This is a genomic window from Bifidobacterium aemilianum (assembly GCF_003315635.1).
Lineage (GTDB): Bacteria > Actinomycetota > Actinomycetes > Actinomycetales > Bifidobacteriaceae > Bifidobacterium > Bifidobacterium aemilianum.
On record NZ_PDCG01000006.1, the window covers coordinates 86,406 to 104,503 of the forward strand.

General features: G+C 50.9%; 13 protein-coding genes. 4 read left to right on the forward strand and 9 right to left on the reverse strand.

Going from position 1 to position 18,098, the window contains the following annotated elements; all coding sequences use genetic code 11:
• Positions 1–198 precede the first annotated feature (198 nt).
• Entirely contained in the window at positions 199–993 is a 795-nt protein-coding gene (locus tag CRD60_RS06780) for an HNH endonuclease family protein (RefSeq protein ID WP_113860529.1), read from the forward strand.
• 160 nt (positions 994–1,153) lie between these two features.
• Positions 1,154–2,560 (forward strand): Nramp family divalent metal transporter, encoded by a 1,407-nt coding sequence (locus CRD60_RS06785; RefSeq protein ID WP_236630889.1) that lies wholly within the window; start codon positions 1,154–1,156, stop codon positions 2,558–2,560.
• Between the two features lie 210 nt (positions 2,561–2,770).
• Here the strand turns inward: CRD60_RS06785 and CRD60_RS06790 are convergent, their stop codons facing one another.
• From CRD60_RS06790 to cps2T, 3 genes are all read right to left on the reverse strand, one after another.
• Positions 2,771–4,453, reverse strand: coding sequence for an MDR family MFS transporter (locus CRD60_RS06790; protein ID WP_113860530.1), 1,683 nt, complete (start codon positions 4,451–4,453; stop codon positions 2,771–2,773).
• A gap of 273 nt (positions 4,454–4,726) precedes the next feature.
• Positions 4,727–6,121 (reverse strand): O-antigen polymerase, encoded by a 1,395-nt coding sequence (locus CRD60_RS06795; RefSeq protein ID WP_113860531.1) that lies wholly within the window; start codon positions 6,119–6,121, stop codon positions 4,727–4,729.
• On the reverse strand, positions 6,115–7,293 hold the full coding sequence (gene cps2T / locus CRD60_RS06800; protein ID WP_113860532.1) for a beta 1-4 rhamnosyltransferase Cps2T: 1,179 nt from the start codon (positions 7,291–7,293) through the stop codon (positions 6,115–6,117). The genes CRD60_RS06795 and cps2T overlap by 7 nt, the downstream gene beginning before the upstream one ends.
• Before the next feature lie 278 nt (positions 7,294–7,571).
• Between cps2T and CRD60_RS06805 the strand changes: the two genes are divergently transcribed.
• Positions 7,572–8,762 carry an acyltransferase family protein gene (locus CRD60_RS06805; protein ID WP_127975663.1) on the forward strand — a complete coding sequence of 397 codons (1,191 nt, stop codon included), beginning with the start codon at positions 7,572–7,574 and terminating at the stop codon, positions 8,760–8,762.
• Here CRD60_RS06805 and CRD60_RS06810 read toward each other — a convergent pair.
• The 6 genes from CRD60_RS06810 to CRD60_RS06835 all read right to left on the reverse strand — a co-directional run bounded on the left by CRD60_RS06810 (position 8,751) and on the right by CRD60_RS06835 (position 16,567).
• The gene (locus CRD60_RS06810) at positions 8,751–9,686 is read right to left on the reverse strand and encodes a rhamnan synthesis F family protein (protein ID WP_161522206.1); all 936 of its coding nucleotides are present in this window, start codon (positions 9,684–9,686) and stop codon (positions 8,751–8,753) included. The genes CRD60_RS06805 and CRD60_RS06810 overlap by 12 nt on opposite strands.
• Positions 9,679–10,227, reverse strand: coding sequence for a hypothetical protein (locus CRD60_RS06815; protein WP_113860535.1), 549 nt, complete (start codon positions 10,225–10,227; stop codon positions 9,679–9,681). Before CRD60_RS06815 ends, CRD60_RS06810 begins: the two co-directional genes overlap by 8 nt.
• Before the next feature lie 44 nt (positions 10,228–10,271).
• Positions 10,272–11,696 carry a lipopolysaccharide biosynthesis protein gene (locus CRD60_RS06820; RefSeq protein ID WP_113860536.1) on the reverse strand — a complete coding sequence of 475 codons (1,425 nt, stop codon included), beginning with the start codon at positions 11,694–11,696 and terminating at the stop codon, positions 10,272–10,274.
• 92 nt (positions 11,697–11,788) lie between these two features.
• Entirely contained in the window at positions 11,789–13,177 is a 1,389-nt protein-coding gene (locus CRD60_RS06825; protein WP_113860537.1) for a DUF2142 domain-containing protein, read from the reverse strand.
• 191 nt (positions 13,178–13,368) lie between these two features.
• Entirely contained in the window at positions 13,369–15,048 is a 1,680-nt protein-coding gene (locus tag CRD60_RS06830; RefSeq protein WP_113860538.1) for a DUF4012 domain-containing protein, read from the reverse strand.
• A gap of 286 nt (positions 15,049–15,334) precedes the next feature.
• Positions 15,335–16,567 (reverse strand): acyltransferase family protein, encoded by a 1,233-nt coding sequence (locus CRD60_RS06835; RefSeq protein WP_113860539.1) that lies wholly within the window; start codon positions 16,565–16,567, stop codon positions 15,335–15,337.
• A 292-nt stretch (positions 16,568–16,859) separates the two neighbouring features.
• On the opposite strand from CRD60_RS06835, the gene CRD60_RS06840 reads away from it, so the two are divergent.
• Complete coding sequence (locus tag CRD60_RS06840) at positions 16,860–18,032, forward strand: acyltransferase family protein (protein WP_113860540.1); 1,173 nt, start codon at positions 16,860–16,862, stop codon at positions 18,030–18,032.
• Positions 18,033–18,098 lie beyond the last annotated feature (66 nt).

Here is an 18,098-nt window from a genome sequence, read left to right on the forward strand (position 1 = left end):
GGGAAATCCCTCCTTGAATGCAGGCAATTTCCTTTAATGCTGCGTTGCCGAATTGCTGCTGACCGCATGCTTATACACATTGCATAGTCTTGATTTGGCTCGCCTATAACCCGGTTGTCGCTCTACCTGTCCAACTCGGCCTTCAAGATGTGCTCTATCGTAGAAGACATGCGTTGTGGGAATGAGGGTGGGTGATCCATGAAGAGATATAGGAGTGCCCTGTTCAGGGGGCGGTGGGCTAGAGAAGGCCATGGGCGCAAGTGTGCTGGTTTTCGTCCGAGGCTACTGCCCGGTGACCCACCTATCGAACGGCTGCTGATACTCCTGATCGTGGCAATGGTGCTAGGTATCAGCCTGGGACTTATTCTGCCGAGGGTGAATGAGCCCGTGGGCCGTGTCACTGGTCAATCATTGGTGAATGGGCCGGTCGCTGATGCTTTGAATGCCTTGACGGTCAACGATAGGGTTTCTACGTATGGGTATAAGCGGGATTCCTTCGGATACCGGCAGGTCAGGAATTATGGCGATGACTGTGATGTGCGTGAGCATGTGCTGGCACGGGACTTGACCAATGTCAGTTACCGTTGGGCTGGCGATTGCAAGGTGGCATCGGGGGTTCTCCACGACCCCTACACCGGCAGAAACATCAACTTTGTGCGCGGCAAAGACACTAGCACTGCTGTGCAGATAGACCATGTAGTGGCCCTGGAGAATGCCTGGCAGTCTGGGGCAAACAGGTGGGACCAGGTACAACGCTACCGGTACGGCAACGACATGTACAATCTTCTGGCAGTCGACGGGCAAGCCAACCAGGAGAAGGGATCTGCCTCAGCTTCAGACTGGCTGCCCTCTAACATTACCTATCGCTGCGAGTATGCGGCCCGTCAGATTGGCGTCAAAAGCAAGTATCGGCTCACTGTAACCAGCCAGGAGAAGGCTGCTATGCAGAAGGTTCTTCATCAATGCCCGGCCCAGCAACTTCCCTCCTCGTAAAGGGGGAGGAGAAAGCGGTGCCTTTGGATGGTCGATTTCTATGGTGAATTGAGGCTTGTGGTCTTGCGTGTCGGTACATGAAAGCGTTACATAAAAGACCTATACCCTTGTGAAGGACACAGAAAGCAAGAGCCAAATTGCTTGGAAAGTGAATGGTGGAATGGTCAGGGAAGAGGCTGGGCTGGGGACGGGTGACTTGTCGGGGCAGGGCGATGCCGGCAGCCAGGAACATGGTGTATCGGCCCCAGCCGGTACATTGTCTGAACCCGGCCAGCCCGTCAGACCGCTGGCCAAGCCTGTAACCCTGGATAGCAGCCGGCTGGCTGACGGTTTGGAGGAGGAGAAGTCCCCATCAGGTGGCCACGCCTTGGTATCCATCCTAGGACCGGCTTTCGTGGCGGCTGTCGCCTATGTGGACCCCGGCAATGTCGCAGCCAACATCACATCGGGTGCCCGCTACGGCTACCTGCTGGTCTGGGTCCTGGTCCTTGCCAATGCTATGAGCGTGCTCATCCAGTACCAGAGTGCCAAACTCGGTATCGTGACCGGCAAATCGCTACCTCAGATCCTAGGAGAGCGGCTCAGCGATGCGGGGCGCTATATGTTCTTCATGCAGGCAGAGGTCATCGCCATCGCAACCGACCTGGCCGAGGTGATTGGCGGTGCCATAGCCTTGAAGCTCCTGTTCGATCTGCCACTCTTTCTGGGTGGCTGCATCATCGGTCTGGTCTCTACCATCCTCCTGTGGTTCCAGGGGGGCAAGACCCATAGGATGTTCGAGATGGTGGTGATCGCTCTGCTGTTGGTCATCACTTTTGGCTTCATAGCCGGTCTTTTCGTTGATCCTCCTGACGGTATGGCAGTGGTCCAGGGGCTGATACCACGCTTTAGGGACACAGGTTCGGTCCTGATGGCCACCTCCATTCTGGGCGCGACCGTCATGCCCCATGCCATCTACCTGCATTCCACCCTGGTCAACGACCACTATGCCAAGGGGGAGCGCAAACCCTCCATCAAGCGGCAGCTCAAGGGCAGCAAGATCGACGTGGTCTGGGCCCTGCTTCTGGCCGGCAGCGTCAACCTGGCCCTCTTGGTTCTGGCCGCCAACTCCCTCTATGGCATGGAAGGCACCGATTCCATCGAGGGTGCCCAGCATGCTATCGCCACAGTGCTGGGGCCGACTGTGGGGGTAATCTTTTCGGTCGGTCTGCTGGCATCCTCTCTGTCCTCGACCTCGGTGGGTACCTACGCCGGGTCCGAGATCATGCGGGGGCTCCTCCATGTCAAGGCTCCCATGTGGGCCTGCCGGGTGGTGACCCTGGTGCCCGCACTGGTGGTGCTCTGGTTCTCCACCAATCCGACCTACGCTCTGATTGTGGGACAGGTGGTCCTGTCCATTGGCATACCCTTTGCCATCATTCCCCTCATGCGCTACACGCGCGACAAGGGACTCATGGGCCAGTACCGTGACGGCATGGTCAAGCATCTGATCTTCATTCTGGTGGCTGTGCTGATTGTGGCCCTCAACATCATGCTGGTCTACCTGACGGTGACCGGCCAGGCCTGAGCTGGAAGATCGTGATTGGCCAGGTCTGAGCCTGTGGGCCTGACGACGAATGGCATGTGCCGGCCGTAAGACTAGCGGAACCACCAGCAGTTATCCATACTTGACGGGTGCGCTCGCATCCCTGTGGAGGCAGCTGTGGGAGATAACTATGGGGTCTGTGCCAAGCAATCGGCACAGACCCCATAGCCTTCAGCATGTCACCGCAGGTTCTTACTTGCCGGGAACCTTCTTCCAGCTGGCGTTGATTCGCTTGTTGGCCTCCATGCTCCGGTGCATACGGGCCAGGGCCCGGTGGGTCATGTCATGGGTGGATCCTGCCCCGGACCCCTTGACCCCGAAGATGACCAGCAGGACCATGATCAGGGCGATCAATGAGGAGGCATGCAGGGCCATCTGCACACCGAAGATGTTGGAGGCAATCTCATTAGCGTGACCGGGGCCCATGGCCTGGAAGCGTGCGGCTGCCGTCATCTCCATGGTGACGATGAGGACCGGGGAGCCGATGGCGCCGGCGATCTGCCTGGCCGTATTGGTGACGGCTGACCCGGCGGAGACGGCCTTGGACTCCAGGCAGTTCAGCGACCAAGTGGTGATGGGCATGAGGACGAAGCCCATGCCAATCTGCCGGACAAACTGGAAGATGGAGATCCACCAGATCCAGGTGTTGATATTGATGGAACTCATGGCCACGGTCCCTGCGAAAAGGGTGATGGAGCCGATCAGGGCCACCGGGCGGGCACCGAAGCGGTCCAGCATCTTTCCGCCCATGAACTGGGCGATACATTGGCCCAGGGCGCCGGGCAGCATGATGAGACCGGACATGGTGGCGTCGAAGCCCCGGTCGTTCTGGATGAAGAGGGGGAGGATGACCGTTACGGAACTGAAGGCGAAGAAGCTCAGGGAGGCGCAGATGGTGCCGATGGTGAAGCTGTGGTTCTTCAGCACACCCAGATCCAAGAGGGGCGGCTGGACCTGGCGGAGCTTGTTGGCCTCAGCTGAGTTGGGGTCCTTGCCAGCTGAGATGCCCTGGCAGAGTTTGCTCTCGGCTTTTTTGAAGCGGCGGGCCTTGGCTATCTGCCGCAGGACAAACCAGGTGATGCCGCAGATGCCGATGACCAAGGGCAGCCAGACCAGGGGATTGGTGAAGGAATAGGACTGGATGTTCGTGAAGCCGAACATCACGCCGCCGAACCCGAAGATGGACAGGGCCACCGAGAAGAAGTCGGCCTTGACGGTCTTGTCGTTGTCCACGAAATTGTGGAGTCCGAAGATGGCCAGAACCAGGGCCAGGAGTCCGACGATGGCCAGGGAGAGGAAGATGGACCGCCAGCCGTTGGCGTCGGTCTGCCAGCCACCGAAGGTGGGGCCTATAGCTGGTGCCACACTCATGGCCACGCCGACGGTGCCCATGGCCATGCCCCTGCGGGACATGGGGAAGATGGAGAAGACCGTGATCTGCAGGACCGGCCACATGACACCCGACCCGATGGCCTCCAGGGTGCGGCCCAGCAGGACCAGGGAGAAGGTCGGCCCCACCCAGGCCAGCAGGGAGCCTATGGTGAAGACGGTCATGGAGCTGATGACGATCTGCCTGGTGGAAAAGCGCCGTGTCAGATAGGCGGTGAGTGGCACCATGACACCCATGACCAGCTGAATGATGGAGGTGAGCCATTGGCCGGTGGTCACCGAGATGTGGAATTCCTCAACAATGGTGGGTAGGGCGGCGCTCAGCTGCAGCTGGGTGAAGTTGCCCACGAAGGTGATGAAGGTCAGGATGGCGATGGAGATGAAGGCCGGCCGTGACAGATGGCCGTTGACATAGGATTCCTCACTTGGCAGGACCTTGGAGAGGTTCCGCCAGCTACCGGTAGTCTTGACCTGATGCCCAGTCATGATCCACTTCTTTTCTTTGCTTCGCTGGTGTGATTCCCTGTGCGGGATATGGTGTGCCTGTGGCTGGGAAGGCACCATCCGTCAGCCGGAAGTCTTCCCCAGATTTGCCTTCATGCAACCTGACCAGCATACACCATCCGGTGTCAAAATATAGATTGGAAGCTATGCGCCTGAATCATGTGATTTTGGACAGCTGGCGGCTACGACTGCGTCATTGTGCCTCTATTGTAATCAAAAGGCCGATTAATCGTCGTGTTACCGAGTGCTTTTCGATCAAGTCTCTTGAGTGCTTTCCCCCGGCGATTTCAGTTGGGTCTGAACTCGATGGGTGAAACTGGTGAATTCCTCAAAGAAATAGCGCCATTCAAGGTCAGGTTTCGCCGGGAATTGAACAACCATATAGTAGACACAGGAGAACAATATGAGGGTGAGCACTGTGCCCGCAGAGAAGATTCCAATGGAGTATTGGTCGATTGATGCAAGGATAATCCAGTAGAAGAGGTAAGCGTAACGGATGATCGCCACATTTGTATGGTTGTTCACGCCTTTGACCTTGATGGAGGCATACAGCCATGAGAAAACGAGCAGAACGAGGAAGGCCATCAGGCACATGCCAAAGAGTCCGAAGTCGTGGTAAGGGCGACGGAAGAAAGTATAGATGTTGCCTTTGGTAATGCCCAGAGGTCTCAGTTCCAGATGAACCGGACGGTGAAAGTCGGTGAGATGGAGTTTGTAGAGCAAGGAATAAACTCCAGGGAATGTCTCCTCGCCAAAGTGACTGGTGGGTTTGGCTTGGGACGGATCCATGATGTATTCGTTGAAATGCTGTATGGAACCCCCTGCATAGGTGGAGATGTATACGAAGAAAGACCGGCTGGTCTTTCTGCCAATCAGATTGGTGGCAAGGTAGAAGCCCAGAAAAGCGATTGGGATGCATGCCAAGATGCCGGCGATGAACTTCTTAGAATATTGATTTCTCCACCCGTTTCTGCTGTTGATGAGTATATATATAACCACGATGGCGAAACTTCCAAGACGCAGAAGTTCTTGCCTTCCGGAGCCCAGGAGAACCTGAATAGCGAATAGTGCTACAGGAACGCACAAAGTGCAGATCTTGGAGACTGGCGTATGCCGGTCGAGTACATTGCAGATGATGATGAAGGTGAAAACGTACCCGATGGCTGCCACGATTTTGGTTAGTATGGCAATCAGAGGGTTTAACGAAGCTATGACATGGTAGGACGTGGCATTGCGGTAGTGCCAGAGCAAGTTGGAACCGGGTGTATAACCATCTATGGCAGCGATTCTGACGATGTCTTGATAATAGAAGTAGAGGGTCAGGAGCTCAAGACAAACAACAACAGCAATGGCAACGTATGAGACCTCAATTTTGGGTACTGGACGGCAGATTGGCTCTCTTACAATATCAGGAATACGAACGACCAGAATATTGGCGGCCAGTGCACACAGGAACCCTAGAGACATAATGACTATGGTCTTAGGGGCAAAATATATGTGCCAGCTTTTGAAGTTAAAACAAGCAATGGTTGTGCTGACAACAAAGACTGCCATCATGACCGTGAAGGGTTGAAAGATATCACGCTTGAGTATGAGATAACTAAGAACCAGTAAGGCTACCTCAATTGCGAGCAGTAGAAAAATCAGCATTCTTTCCCATCCGCAGCCAAGAACAGGTGTTCGTACTTCGCCACTATAGAATCCCAGCTGTAAGTTGTGCGAATACGATCTTTCGCCGCCTTATTATATCGTTGGAGGTCTTTGGTTGTATAGGACTCAGCAGCATCAATCAGTTGAGAGAGACTCCCTATAGTCTTGTCCCAATATAAAGCAGCATCCTGCGCGACTTCGCGATTGAAACCGATATTGAGAAGCATATTGAGCTGTGTTGAAGCGAGGGCCTCGAGGAGACTGGGATTTGTTCCTCCGGCCTCGTGACCGTGGAGATACGCAAAGGCGTGGTCCCTGATGGATTGGAGTAAGGATTGGTCGTATACGGTACCTACAAACTTGATTCTGGAATCGGCCTTGAACCCTGTAGTATTCTGCAGGCTTACGAAGAAGGCTCCTTCGGCCTTGGTGATGATGACAAGGTCCTTATGGGTGTGGGAGGCCATAAACTCACGGATCATGGTTTCGTAGTTATTCTCAGGCACAAACCGTCCGACTATGAGGTAATAGTTCCGGTCGCTCACATGATGACGGCTAAACCAGGATTCAAGGGTCTTGCGTGTTTGTTCGGTTTCTTCATCGTGGAGGTTAGCTCCATAAGCGATAAATATTGTCTTCGGCTTGTAGACTTTGTATTCCCGATGTATGTATTGCTCAATGGTTGTGCTGTCGCAGACCAGCAAGTCTGCGTGTTTGACCATGAGTCTTTCGGAAATTTTCCAATATTTTCTGGTGGGAGCATTCCACTTGGCACGCTTCCACTCATGTCCGTCAGGATTGACGAAGAGAAGTCCTCCGAGCCTATGTATCCTTTTGAGATAATGGTGGATAAAAGGGCCTATACGGCATGCCAGAACATAGAAGATCGGTTGCTTGACATGGTTATCTCGCGCATATCCTATAGCCCAGGACAGAGCATCAAGATCATAGAAGATGGCTCGCGCGGAACCCAAGGGTCTCCACTGAATACGGTGACAATGAGCATTGTTGTTTATGAAATCCTGCTGACTTGGTTTGCTTTCCACAGCGCAGGCTACATGGTATTGAACGTCGGGAGAGACTCGATGCCCTGTGAGTTGTTCAACAAAAGTCTCGAACCCTCCGTAATTAGCCGGTAGGCCTTTGCAACCAATAATGAAAACATGTCTCATATGCAGCTGTACCTTCGCTCCTGTCAAAACAATCGTTTCCCCCCCCCCCCTTAAGAAAGGCTAACAGGTGGTCTGTAGGAGCACGCATACTGAGGCTATTCCCATACAGTTCATTCAAGCCCTACTGGGGTTGTATGCAGCATGTTTGAGAGCACCTGCTTGCTTTTGGGACTGAATTCCTAGCCGTAGATTAATCCTCGAATCGTGTATGTTGTCCGCTATATTATGCTGGTAGGAGTCTAGAAATGGATTCAGTAAACTGAGGATAGGAGCTGCTGGTGCCTTCCACACCCAAAAATGAACTGGTAAGGGTGGTACCGGTCTCCACTCCAGCGAGTGCAAGAAACTCTAGTTTCGAGCTTTTGCGTATCATCGCTATGTTTCTGATACTAGTCAATCACCATGTTGGGCACAATACCTTTCCGGTTTCGTCAATGCCCTTTTCTAAACGCCAGTTCATATATTTCTGCTTTGAGTCGACCGGAACAGTGGGAGTTGCTGTCTTCTTCGGCATATCCTGCTGGTTCTTGTGCTCCGAGAAGCAGGGAATTCCTACGAACTTCGGAGGAGGGATTCTGCGCTCTTGGAAACGTATATGGATACTCGAACGCGAAGTACTCTTCTACAGCCTAATTCTTACCTTGTTCTTTGCGTGCTATGACAGCCCCCGTCTGACTTCTCGCTTGGTCTGGAAGTCCGTATTCCCGACAGCCACAGGGCTATGGTGGTACGTTACAAGTTATGTGGTCTTCCTCCTTTTCTTCCCTCTCATCAGTGCTGGGTTGCATGGCCTTGGTCGCCAGGGCCATGGCTTGTTGGTGCTGTCCTTATTGCTGATATGGGGTGTTGCTACTTGTATTACCCCAATCAGGCTTTTTGATTTCAACGGCTTCAGTTTCGTTGGTTTTATCTATGAGTATGTGCTGATCTCTTATTGCCGCTGGTATATGAAGGAAGCGTCAGCGCGAATGGGTTGGGCCGCGGTTGGTCTGGGTGTGGTGATCATTATGGGATCTATCATAGTGATGCACAAGTTATACAAGTGGACAGGTGACCCCTTCTACCGTGCCAATCTTCTGTGGATGCACGGTCCTTTTAAGCTTCCGATTATGTTGATTGCTTTTGGAATGATACTCATCTCAGCCCGTGTGAAGTTCACCTCGTCCTATATCAATACCCTAGCCTCAACGACTTTTGGTATATATTTGATTCACGAATACCCCCTGATGAGGCAGTGGCTATCCCAGCTGGCCGATATCAGGCGCTTCTACGCCAGCACTGCCGCCCCACTTTACTCGCTAGGTATCTGCTTGTTGGTTTTCCTTGCATGTGCAGCCTTGGATATGATTCGGCAAGTCCTGTTCAAAATTACCTTTGACCGGCGAAAAGGGCACTGGTTTGACCTGTTGGTCGCCCGCTTTCGGGGGAGTGCTCGTCTCCAGGCTTGGAGACACCGATTAGACCGATGAGCTGTGGTCTAATCGGTGTCCTGCTCTGAGTTGGGCCCGAACTCCTTTGAGAAAAGGCGCGGTGACTTTGAGAATGGCGCAGAGAGGAGTGCATAGGGCTCGATGAATGGTTGCAGTACGGGTGCCCAACATATGAACGTTACCGGGATTGACAGTGCATATGTAGCGCTCCAGGAAATGAGCTAGATCTTCAACTGAGGTTGCCGAGGTAGGCTCGAAATCGTCGATTGAATAGCCCAGTTTTTTGATTGCTGTGAACTGTTCCATACTAAGGGCGAAGCAAGTGCCAGCCACATATTTGTAATCGGCCTTGAGCGAGAGGCCCATGGAGTTGGCGATACTGCGGTGAAGGGCCTGTTTTTCCAGCGGATCCTTGATGATGAGGTTATCGGCGGCTGCCAAACTTATCCGTCTTTCCCCCATGAAGGCTTCGACGATGTTGTGGACCCTGCGGGGTGAGAGGATGCCATCATATAGGTTCAGGAACCAGGAGCGGCGGAAGAAACACTGATTGTATATATATTGGAAGGGTCGTTTGGTTCCTTTGGAATGGAGTTTGAAGACCAAGTCATAGTCTTTGTTTATTCCTCTGGCTGCCTCAAAAAAAGGTCCCAAATCAAATCCTTTGTTTGGAACTGTGATGACGGTGTTTGTCCGACCGTTAAAGCTTGCAATGTCTGCTATCGTCTCATCTGTGACTCTTCCCTCAGTCACGGTCGCCACCAGGTCAACATCATATGGTCGTAGGTTGAGGAGGTACTCGCGAATCTCAGGCCATGCCTCTGCATAGTAAAGATGCAACAGGACTAGTATTCTTGCCTTGGAATTCCTTCGAATGGTCCTCCTGTTGACGAGTTCGCCCAATTGGCGTTCGATTGATCGTAGCCTTTCGTGCTCTTTATATACGACCTTAATCTCACTCATGTTCAGCATGTCCATCCATTGCGCTTTTCGCAATAGGCTTCCTGGATAGCAGCCGGAAGCGGGTTCTGGGATTCCTGATAAATCTATGCACCTTCACTACTGGAATAGTGTGATCAGGGCCATACAGTTTCAGCAGCACACAGCTACGGTGCTGACCTTCCAGGATAATATGGTGTTGATCCACTACGATTGCTCCTTTATGGATGTCATAAGGCATTTGCGATAAAGATGCCTCTAAGGCGAGCAGGCTTTCAAGATTCCTATCGTCCGTGCCAAGCTGATTGCGTTTCTTGCTGCAATACAGTCGGTATTCCGACTGAAGTTCTTCATTATCGGGATTTTCCAGAATCCTGTAGACCACGGTATGGTCCAGGGTGTATAATCCATCCGCATAGTCTCTGAGAATGTCTCCCAAGCGTATGGTTCCCAGTTCGTATGCTTTGATGCGAAGAGTGGCGAGATAACGCATATTGGCATCATCAATGTAGAAGCGGGTGTCATCCACCATCTTTTGCTCTATTGCTGTATTCTTCATGCTCATCTTTCTCATTCAACATCTATTATGAATACTATAAAGCTACTTGTCTAAGACCTAGTGCTGCAACGAAGAAAAGCTTCGCGTATTTTCGACCAAGCCGGTTTGAACTCCTCGTTGAAAATATATAGGTAGCCTCCATAGGCGAAGGTCATTAGGAGGAATGCCTGGAGCGATGGACAGAGGAGTATGGCGACGTAGAATATGACAGTGAGAGCAATCTGCCCCAGGTCTACGGCTGATCCCTCCACGTTGAGTTTTGATGCTACTAGATGTTCTGTGAAAACACTTCGAGCTATTACTATAACGACACAAGCGATGATCATGCAGGTAATTGAGTGGAAGTAGCTACCGACCAAGGCTCCCAGAGCGCTGAATGCCAAGGTGACCGTATTGATGACCAGCAGTAGGTTCTCCTTGCGCAGCACTTTTAGGTAGGTGGTGCCAATAAGGTCCATCCGTCCATTGAAAACGGTCAATGGTAGTAGCAGTGCAATGAATCTGAAACCGGCCTGATACTGAGGTAGCCAAAGGCTCAGGAGAGCCACCAGAGGGAAGAAGGCAAGATAGCTTAGGGGAAGCGTTAGGGCGAGCACGGTACGCATTGTTTGAAAGAAGGACGTTTGTTCATGTTCGTCAGATTGCCGTAGGGCCGGAAAGAAGACCATACTGACTTGGGATACTGCTGTCATGATGAAATTGACTAGAGATATGGCAAAGGATAATTTGCCAAATTCACTGATGCCCCATTCAAAGTCGACCAGGAACCTGATGACACCAAGAATGAGGAAGCCTGTGATATTGGCCAGCATCAGCCGGATTCCGACTGCGATGCTTTTCCTGGTCTCCCCAAGGGCAGCTGCAGGCCACTTGTGGCCGGAGGTGAGAAAATCCTTGAAATTCCACAAGCAGAAGAGCAGACAACAGGTTTTGGCACACCCATAGGCCACTACGTAGAGTCTGAAATCAGTGTTTTTAAAGGTCAGAAGTAAGGTTAGTGGAATGAAGAACGATGCCTTATCCAGGATGACGGAATACGAATAGAGCTTGGTCTCGTTCATGGCCTGGAAAATGTAACCTATGAACATGGCTGAATTGTTGAGGAGCAGAAACGCCGATGTGCTGCAGACCACGAATTGCCGTTGCCCCGAAAAAGGGCCAAGTATGGAGAATAAGACCAAGCATAGGGCGAATATTGTTTGGTACAGGATACCTACGGTGAACTGGGAGTTAATGCTGGCCTTATCAATCTGAGACCTGCTCTTACCTCCGTTGATGAGGTACACGCCGTCGTTGAGTCCCAGATGAAAGAAACCGACATAGCTGGTGTAGAACATGAAGAGCTGCCAGTAGCCGAACTCTTCGATTCCCAGAATCTTGGGTACCAATAACGAAGTCGTGATGCTGAGCAGAAGGCTGACGCATTGGGAGATCAAAGCAGTGGAAAGGTTGCTCATGAGTTTGCGTAGATTCATATGTCATACCTTTCCACTGACATTGTTGGAAGTGATTCTTTTTGGGTGAGAAACGCAGGTAGTTGTAGGCCTATCTGGTTTGGGTGAAGTTTTTAATCGTGTGCAGGGGTTGAAACTGTGCCTGTTTCCTTGAGTCTAGCGAGGGGCATGATTTCTTCTCTTTGGACCTGAAGTGGCAGGCAGGCGAGCAAGGGAAGCAAGGGGAGCAGATACCTGCCCTGGAATCCTTGAATCTCGGAAGTGAGCACCATATAGGGAAGTTGATTCCATATGAGTAGCTCATATCCGTATGTGGCACCGATGGCCAAGAGTGCTGAAATGAAGGCCAGAATTGCATAGCGGTTGGTGCTGATTGCTTGGTGCCACGTCATGCCATGGGGACTGCGTAGTTGCTTGCCTGCCAATAGAACCAGCAAGGCCAAGATAAGTAGGAGGGTCATCTCCATAGTTAGTGCACCGGGTATTCCAAGCCCTTTCTGGAAGAGGAAGAAGATGTTCCACACGATCATGATCGTGGCCTTTATTGGGTTGTGCAGCAGGGCTTGGGCATTGCTATCAACGCAGGCTATCGCCCAGGTAGTGCCGTATAAGTGGCTCCACAGGGTATATACGGGGAGGGTACAGGCTGCAGCAATCCCAACATATGCGGTCTTTCGTTTCCAATTGAGTATGGCGTTGGGCAAGGCCAGCACCAGTATGGCCATGGCGACATAGACGATTTTAGAGAAGAAAAGGAGGGCTGTGAGGGTGACCAACCCGATAAAGGCTTTCTTGCCTACAGGCTTTCCATTCTGGGCGAGAAACAAGACCAGGGACAGGAAACAGGCGCTAACGGCTAAGAAGAAGGAGTCAGACATGAGGCTGGATGCCAAGAAGATCGTGGCAGGCAAAGTGCCGATGATAACAAAAAAATACTTGTCCCTAGGGGTAAGCGCTATAGACAGACAAAACATGACGAGGAAAAAAGTAAAATTGCTGATTCTTGCAGCTTGCCAGGCGTGGTAAGGGCTGGTGTTCAGATGGATGGCTAACCATAGTCCTATGGCCTGGGGAACGTAGAGGACGGGAAAGTACTGATTGGAACGGTTGGATTTGACTTTTATATTGGGTATTGTGACATATTCACCTGAACTCCTATCGTTTCTTTTCTGATCGTTCTTATGATTATCGTGGGTGAAGGCATTGCCAATGATCTTATAGACGAAGTCATTGTTCCTCCCCTGGGTCATGAGATAGCGTGAGTCGCCGGAGATAGACTGGTTTTTCACCTTGTTTCCATAACGGTCGTGGTCGGATTCAGGGAGATTAAGAATTTGCCCTGTGGCCAGGGCGTAGGAGGTGTTTGCATGCAAGTCAGGGTCAGGGATGGTCAACGGTCCCACAGAGAAGAGGTAGAAGACAGCCTGTATCAAAGCCAGCAGTATAAACATGATGAAAGGTCCTCGATTATCCAACCAAATATGGCTAAAGCGCTTGTTCATACATGCTCCTCAACATTTCACTGCATAGCAACAGTAGGCCTCAACGATTCCCTACGAGTTGAAGTATCCAGCACTATACGCTGATAGCAGGATTCACCTTGTTAACAGATGCTGGTGGCCAGCAGCTGCCGGCACAAGGGCAGAGTGCTGGCTGGGAATCGCACGTCATGCATGGAGACGGTCGGTGATTACTATTTGTCATCAGCTGGGCAGGAGCTCATGTCCGCAGTCGGTTTAGTCCCGGTCCAGCCCATTGGTGTCTGGTCGATGGAAAGAGATTCTATGCTCTTGTCAGACGTAGTCACATCGAAGGAGAAGCCGACAGACTTGCCGGGGGCCACACTGGCTATAGCAACATGAATTGGCTTGCCGTTGAGAGTCTCTTGGTCCACTTTCTGGACGCTACCGGAGGTGTTGATATTGCTGATACTTCCACCTGCCGGTGGGAAGAAGAGGATTTTCTCCGTGGCATAGCTTCTGTGGAGGTTTGAATTAACAGAACCTAAGATGTAGGAAGGAAGTTCCCAGGTCTGTTGGGAAGTCAGGGTATTGGACAAGGTGTACTCGATATGATAGGTATGTGCGCCGTGCTGAACGCAATTGGTTGGACTTATCTTGGCTGTGCGATGCACGTACCAGTCCATTTTTGAGGAGTTCTGCTCATTCAAATAGATTCCGACCTCTGGCTTTGTCTCATCGTCAGGAGCACTGGCGGTAAGTCCTGTATTGGTGAAGGCGGTCTGCAGCTTGTCGTCGAACATATACGCGGATAGATGCCTCTGCTCGGACATCTCCTTGCTAAGTTTCAGCATGGTGTTGAGCTTGTTGATATCCATGTTCGAGAATACACGGCTCAGTGATTCCTGAGCGACCATTGCGAAGTATTCATCCTGAACTGTAGGGCTGTAATCTACGTATATGGTATTGAGAAGAAACTCAGCAGTGTTCTTCCCCGTCAGGATCCTTCCATCTGGTAAGGTCACATTGCCGTACGCATTGATGAGCTCCTGCAGGAAGACGGGGTCGGTCAAGATAACGCCATCAAGGGCCTTCGAGGCTCCCCATGGGGTCTTCTCCCAGATGCTTTGCATACTCTCTGCAGTTCGCTTCGTATCTGGCATGGCGGACAGGTCCCGAATATCGAAGGACATCTTCAGGGGTCCGGAAGCGTTGAAGATACGCTGTTCATCCGCAGTGGTGCTGGCAGCGCCAAAAGGAATGTACTCAGTGTTGGACCGGAAATCCCCGATGCTGATTTTCCCCTGATTGGTATTCATTATGCCGACAGAACCTATCAGCCCGCCAGCGGAACGGGATTCTGATGGTGTCATGGCCATAATGGCGTAGGTGTGAGGTTGGTTAGATCCAAGGAAGTCGGGAAGCAAGGTCATGGCATTGGACACGGTGTCTATGGTCTTGGAGGCTCTGGTAAGTTGTTCTTTTCCTTGTTGGTAGGCCTTGTTCACCACGCTAAAGCGTGGCTGCGGGAATTCCTGGTACTCGGCGACTGTGGTTTTGACTTTGTCATTGATACCTTGTAGGGATTTCTGGGCATTGAGAATTGGGGTGAGGTTGAGCTGCCCGTTACCCTGACTGATCTGGGCCGTCTTGATGGTGTTGACACTGTCGAAGAGGGCTGGAATTGGATCGGTAATGAGATAATCGACTGTATCGACCATGGAGCATAAGGTCTTAATGTCGTTGCCGATGGCGGGTAGATGGGTGCTGAATTTCCATAGACCACCATCTGTGATTTCCTTGGCTTCGTTGACTTCTTGTTGGGCAGATGACAGTTTGGGCGATGCCTTGTTCAGAGAGGATAGGTCTTTGCTGGAGGCCACCGATGATAGGCTGTTGGCAGCTTTAGTCATATGGCTACGGACCACTTTTGCTTGGGAATACATAGTCCAAGCGTATATCCCTACTAGTATTGTAGCCAGACCTAGAATTCCCACGATGGCCCATATCCAAGAGCTATGGTTCTTCACATGTGACTCTCGCTGATGCAACGCCCTAGTTGTTCGCATTTAAGACTCCATCCTGTAGTCACAGCCTCAGTAATCCAACTGTTCATCATTCCACCAACATTCAGATTCCATTTCCGAATTGCGTATATCTACACAGTTTCCAAAAAGGCGCGGGCCCGGAATGCTAGTTTCAGCCTTGCTCCTTGACATTGCAGAGACCGTCGGTCTGTGAAGCCGTGTGGGGAGGCTTCTCTCGACTTACAGGTGCTTTGCCTCCATCGAGGAATTGCCGGACGATTGATGTGTATTTGCTGCTTTGCACAGCAGCCCATAAACGGTCAAAGAGGCGTCCAGGGCGTCTGTCAACCGTGAGCTTGAAGAGTAGCTGCCTGGCGAAGTCAATGAAGACTCCGATGGTAAAGAAGATGGGGGGAAGAATGAATTGGAAGGCTAATACTTTCCACGGATTGCCGACCAAAACGAAATGTAGTTTCTTTTCGATGAAATGTACCATCCATGGATGGACCAGTAGCAGATATGGTGCCAGGGTGCATGAAGCTACGAGATTGATGAACCTGTCTGTGGATTCTGATCGTCTCTTAGGCGTGTCTTGACTGGTGCGGTATGCCCACATCAACATGGCTAGGCTGACAAAGAGAGTTGGAAAGAAACGTGCGGAACCCAGCATAGTGGTGGTCAGTCTGCCGGGGAACCATTTGGCGCCGATGATGTTGCCGATTACCATGAGTGACATGCCAATCCCAAAGAGCCAGTGACTGAGTTCTGCTGATAAAAGCAGGTCATCATGGTACCAACGTAAGTAGGAAATGAGCACATATAGATAGAGGAATAGCCAAACCGATCCGCCAAGGTTGAGATGAAAATATGGAATCAGACCCCAGATAATGAATACCAGCAAGGCCAATCTACCGTGGGATGTTCGTCCCAGAGCACGTAGGCCTCGATTAATCCAAGGGTAGAGAAGAAGAAAAAGGATATAACTGGTAGGGTACCACCACATGGCCGATATCGTTGGAATTATGGTTTTAACCCCATATCTGAAAAACTGTTCTGAGTCCTGCCTGTAGAACCCAGTCAGCTGGAAGCACAGGAAGACAAAGTAAATCAGGTAGGTGTAGAAAAGCAGTTGCCGTTCCAACAACCAGGCCTTGCGGGCCGATTTCTTGAATTTGGGCATAGGTGCCATGCATAGGAACCAGCCAGTGATTCCGAAGAATAGACAGTCGCCCACGGAACCGAAGTTTTTTATTATCCTGATAATCGCATCAACAGGGAAGCTGCGGCCTGTATAGAAGTTTCCGTTGGCAATGTCGTGCATGAACACGATCATGATCATGGCTATGATGCGTAACAGCTCGAAAGAACTGTTACGTGTCCGAACTCTAGCGGCTTCTGTGGGCATGATTGTTTCCTTAAGAACATCCGTTAGGACAAGTGAGACGAATCAAAACGATATTCATAATAGCATCGGATACTGTTTAGTAGACGCTTGATTATAAGGCGGAACAATATTGTGCTGTCGTCTAGATAGTTTCATGAAAGACAAGCATGTCTCCCTCTCACCGACATCGTCTCTCTTGCGGCTGGAGGCCGGGGGAGGGGGGACTTCTAGAATCTATCAAGCATCTGAAACTATCATGGGAAGTTGGTGTATATTTTCGATGCGATAAGTGAATCCGTATAGAAAGGTAACCATGACTGCCAAGTCGCGGGATTGGCATTTTGAGGCTTTGCGAATCTTTGCAATGTTCCTTATTCTCGTTTCGCATTTTCTTAATACATCGGATTGGCGAGTCAAACGAAGTCCGTCGTCCTACCACACATGGCCACGCATCATCTTCGATACTATGACTAATACGGGGCAGATAGGAGTCTGTCTTTTTGTGCTCATCTCTGCTTACTTCTTGGCTAGGAGCAAGAGCAGCCCCATACCACGCATGATAAAATTGTGGGTTCAGGTCTTCTTATATAGTCTGGCGCTATATATTCTATGGAAGATATGTAGGGTTGCCTCCCTCCTTCCTGAACCTATTTCCCGATCAATGGTGAGGCACCCAGCTCTTGAGGCAATTTTCCCCGTTACCCAACGGGCTTATTGGTTTATTAGCGCCTTTTTTGTAGTTATGGCAATAGGGCCTTTCATCAATGTTCTCCTTGATAATATCACTGAGCGTCAGGCATGGATACTCGCTGGCATAGTGGTCTGGGTGTTATTCTTCTGGTTTTTCCTCAACCAGAACCTTCGATACTTCAACGAAGTGAGCTATCTTCTTGCCGTGTACCTGTTCGGCAATCTGATCGCCCGTTATAATAACCATTTACCAAAACCTAATTTTGCCATGGTAATGATGGTCTCGGGTGTCGTCTTCCTTCTGTGTGTTCTCGGCACGCGCTGGCTCACCGCCGGAGGACGTATCGTTAAATACATGGGCTATCCCGGTAATCTGCTTACTTGGAATCTTAAAATGGCGAATAGCGCCCCAACGCCTTCACTGATCATTGCCCTGACTATATTCCTCTGGGTCGTAAATATTCCAAAACAGAAGGCTGAGACTCATAGGAAGACTTTGATATCAAGAATTGTGTTGACATTTTCTCCATCGGTCTTGGGAGTCTATCTGATTCATTGCAATCATAATGTGTGGGGTATCTTGTGGCGGAGCGTTAATATGTGGCCTGAGCCGTTGGGGCTTTTAAACAAATTCGTTTTCTTATCACTCGCGAACATAGGGCTTTTTATAGGGTTTATGGTTATCAGCTTTGTGTTTAATCTTATGGTTGTAGGGCCCCTGTCTGCTTGGGTTGAGGATTTGCTTGCCCGCACGAGATGGAAGGATAAGCTGCAGTCCATTTCGACTTTTCAATAAGGCTTGTGCTTTATTGCCTTCTGTGGGCCTCCCTTGAAGGACTTTGACTAGCGGTGTCACGTTGGA

Bases quoted from the DNA above. Each gene is read 5' to 3' on its own strand.
- CRD60_RS06830 (WP_113860538.1), bottom strand. From the start codon at position 15,048: ATGACTAAAGCTGCCAACAGCCTATCATCGGTGGCCTCCAGCAAAGAC.
- cps2T (WP_113860532.1), bottom strand. From the start codon at position 7,293: ATGAGACATGTTTTCATTATTGGTTGCAAAGGCCTACCGGCTAATTAC.
- CRD60_RS06840 (WP_113860540.1), top strand. From the start codon at position 16,860: ATGACTGCCAAGTCGCGGGATTGGCATTTTGAGGCTTTGCGAATCTTT.
- CRD60_RS06790 (WP_113860530.1), bottom strand. From the start codon at position 4,453: ATGACTGGGCATCAGGTCAAGACTACCGGTAGCTGGCGGAACCTCTCC.
- CRD60_RS06835 (WP_113860539.1), bottom strand. From the start codon at position 16,567: ATGCCCACAGAAGCCGCTAGAGTTCGGACACGTAACAGTTCTTTCGAG.
- CRD60_RS06820 (WP_113860536.1), bottom strand. From the start codon at position 11,696: ATGAATCTACGCAAACTCATGAGCAACCTTTCCACTGCTTTGATCTCC.
- CRD60_RS06785 (WP_236630889.1), top strand. From the start codon at position 1,154: ATGGTCAGGGAAGAGGCTGGGCTGGGGACGGGTGACTTGTCGGGGCAG.
- CRD60_RS06815 (WP_113860535.1), bottom strand. From the start codon at position 10,227: ATGAGCATGAAGAATACAGCAATAGAGCAAAAGATGGTGGATGACACC.
- CRD60_RS06780 (WP_113860529.1), top strand. From the start codon at position 199: ATGAAGAGATATAGGAGTGCCCTGTTCAGGGGGCGGTGGGCTAGAGAA.
- CRD60_RS06810 (WP_161522206.1), bottom strand. From the start codon at position 9,686: ATGAGTGAGATTAAGGTCGTATATAAAGAGCACGAAAGGCTACGATCA.
- CRD60_RS06795 (WP_113860531.1), bottom strand. From the start codon at position 6,121: ATGCTGATTTTTCTACTGCTCGCAATTGAGGTAGCCTTACTGGTTCTT.
- CRD60_RS06825 (WP_113860537.1), bottom strand. From the start codon at position 13,177: ATGAACAAGCGCTTTAGCCATATTTGGTTGGATAATCGAGGACCTTTC.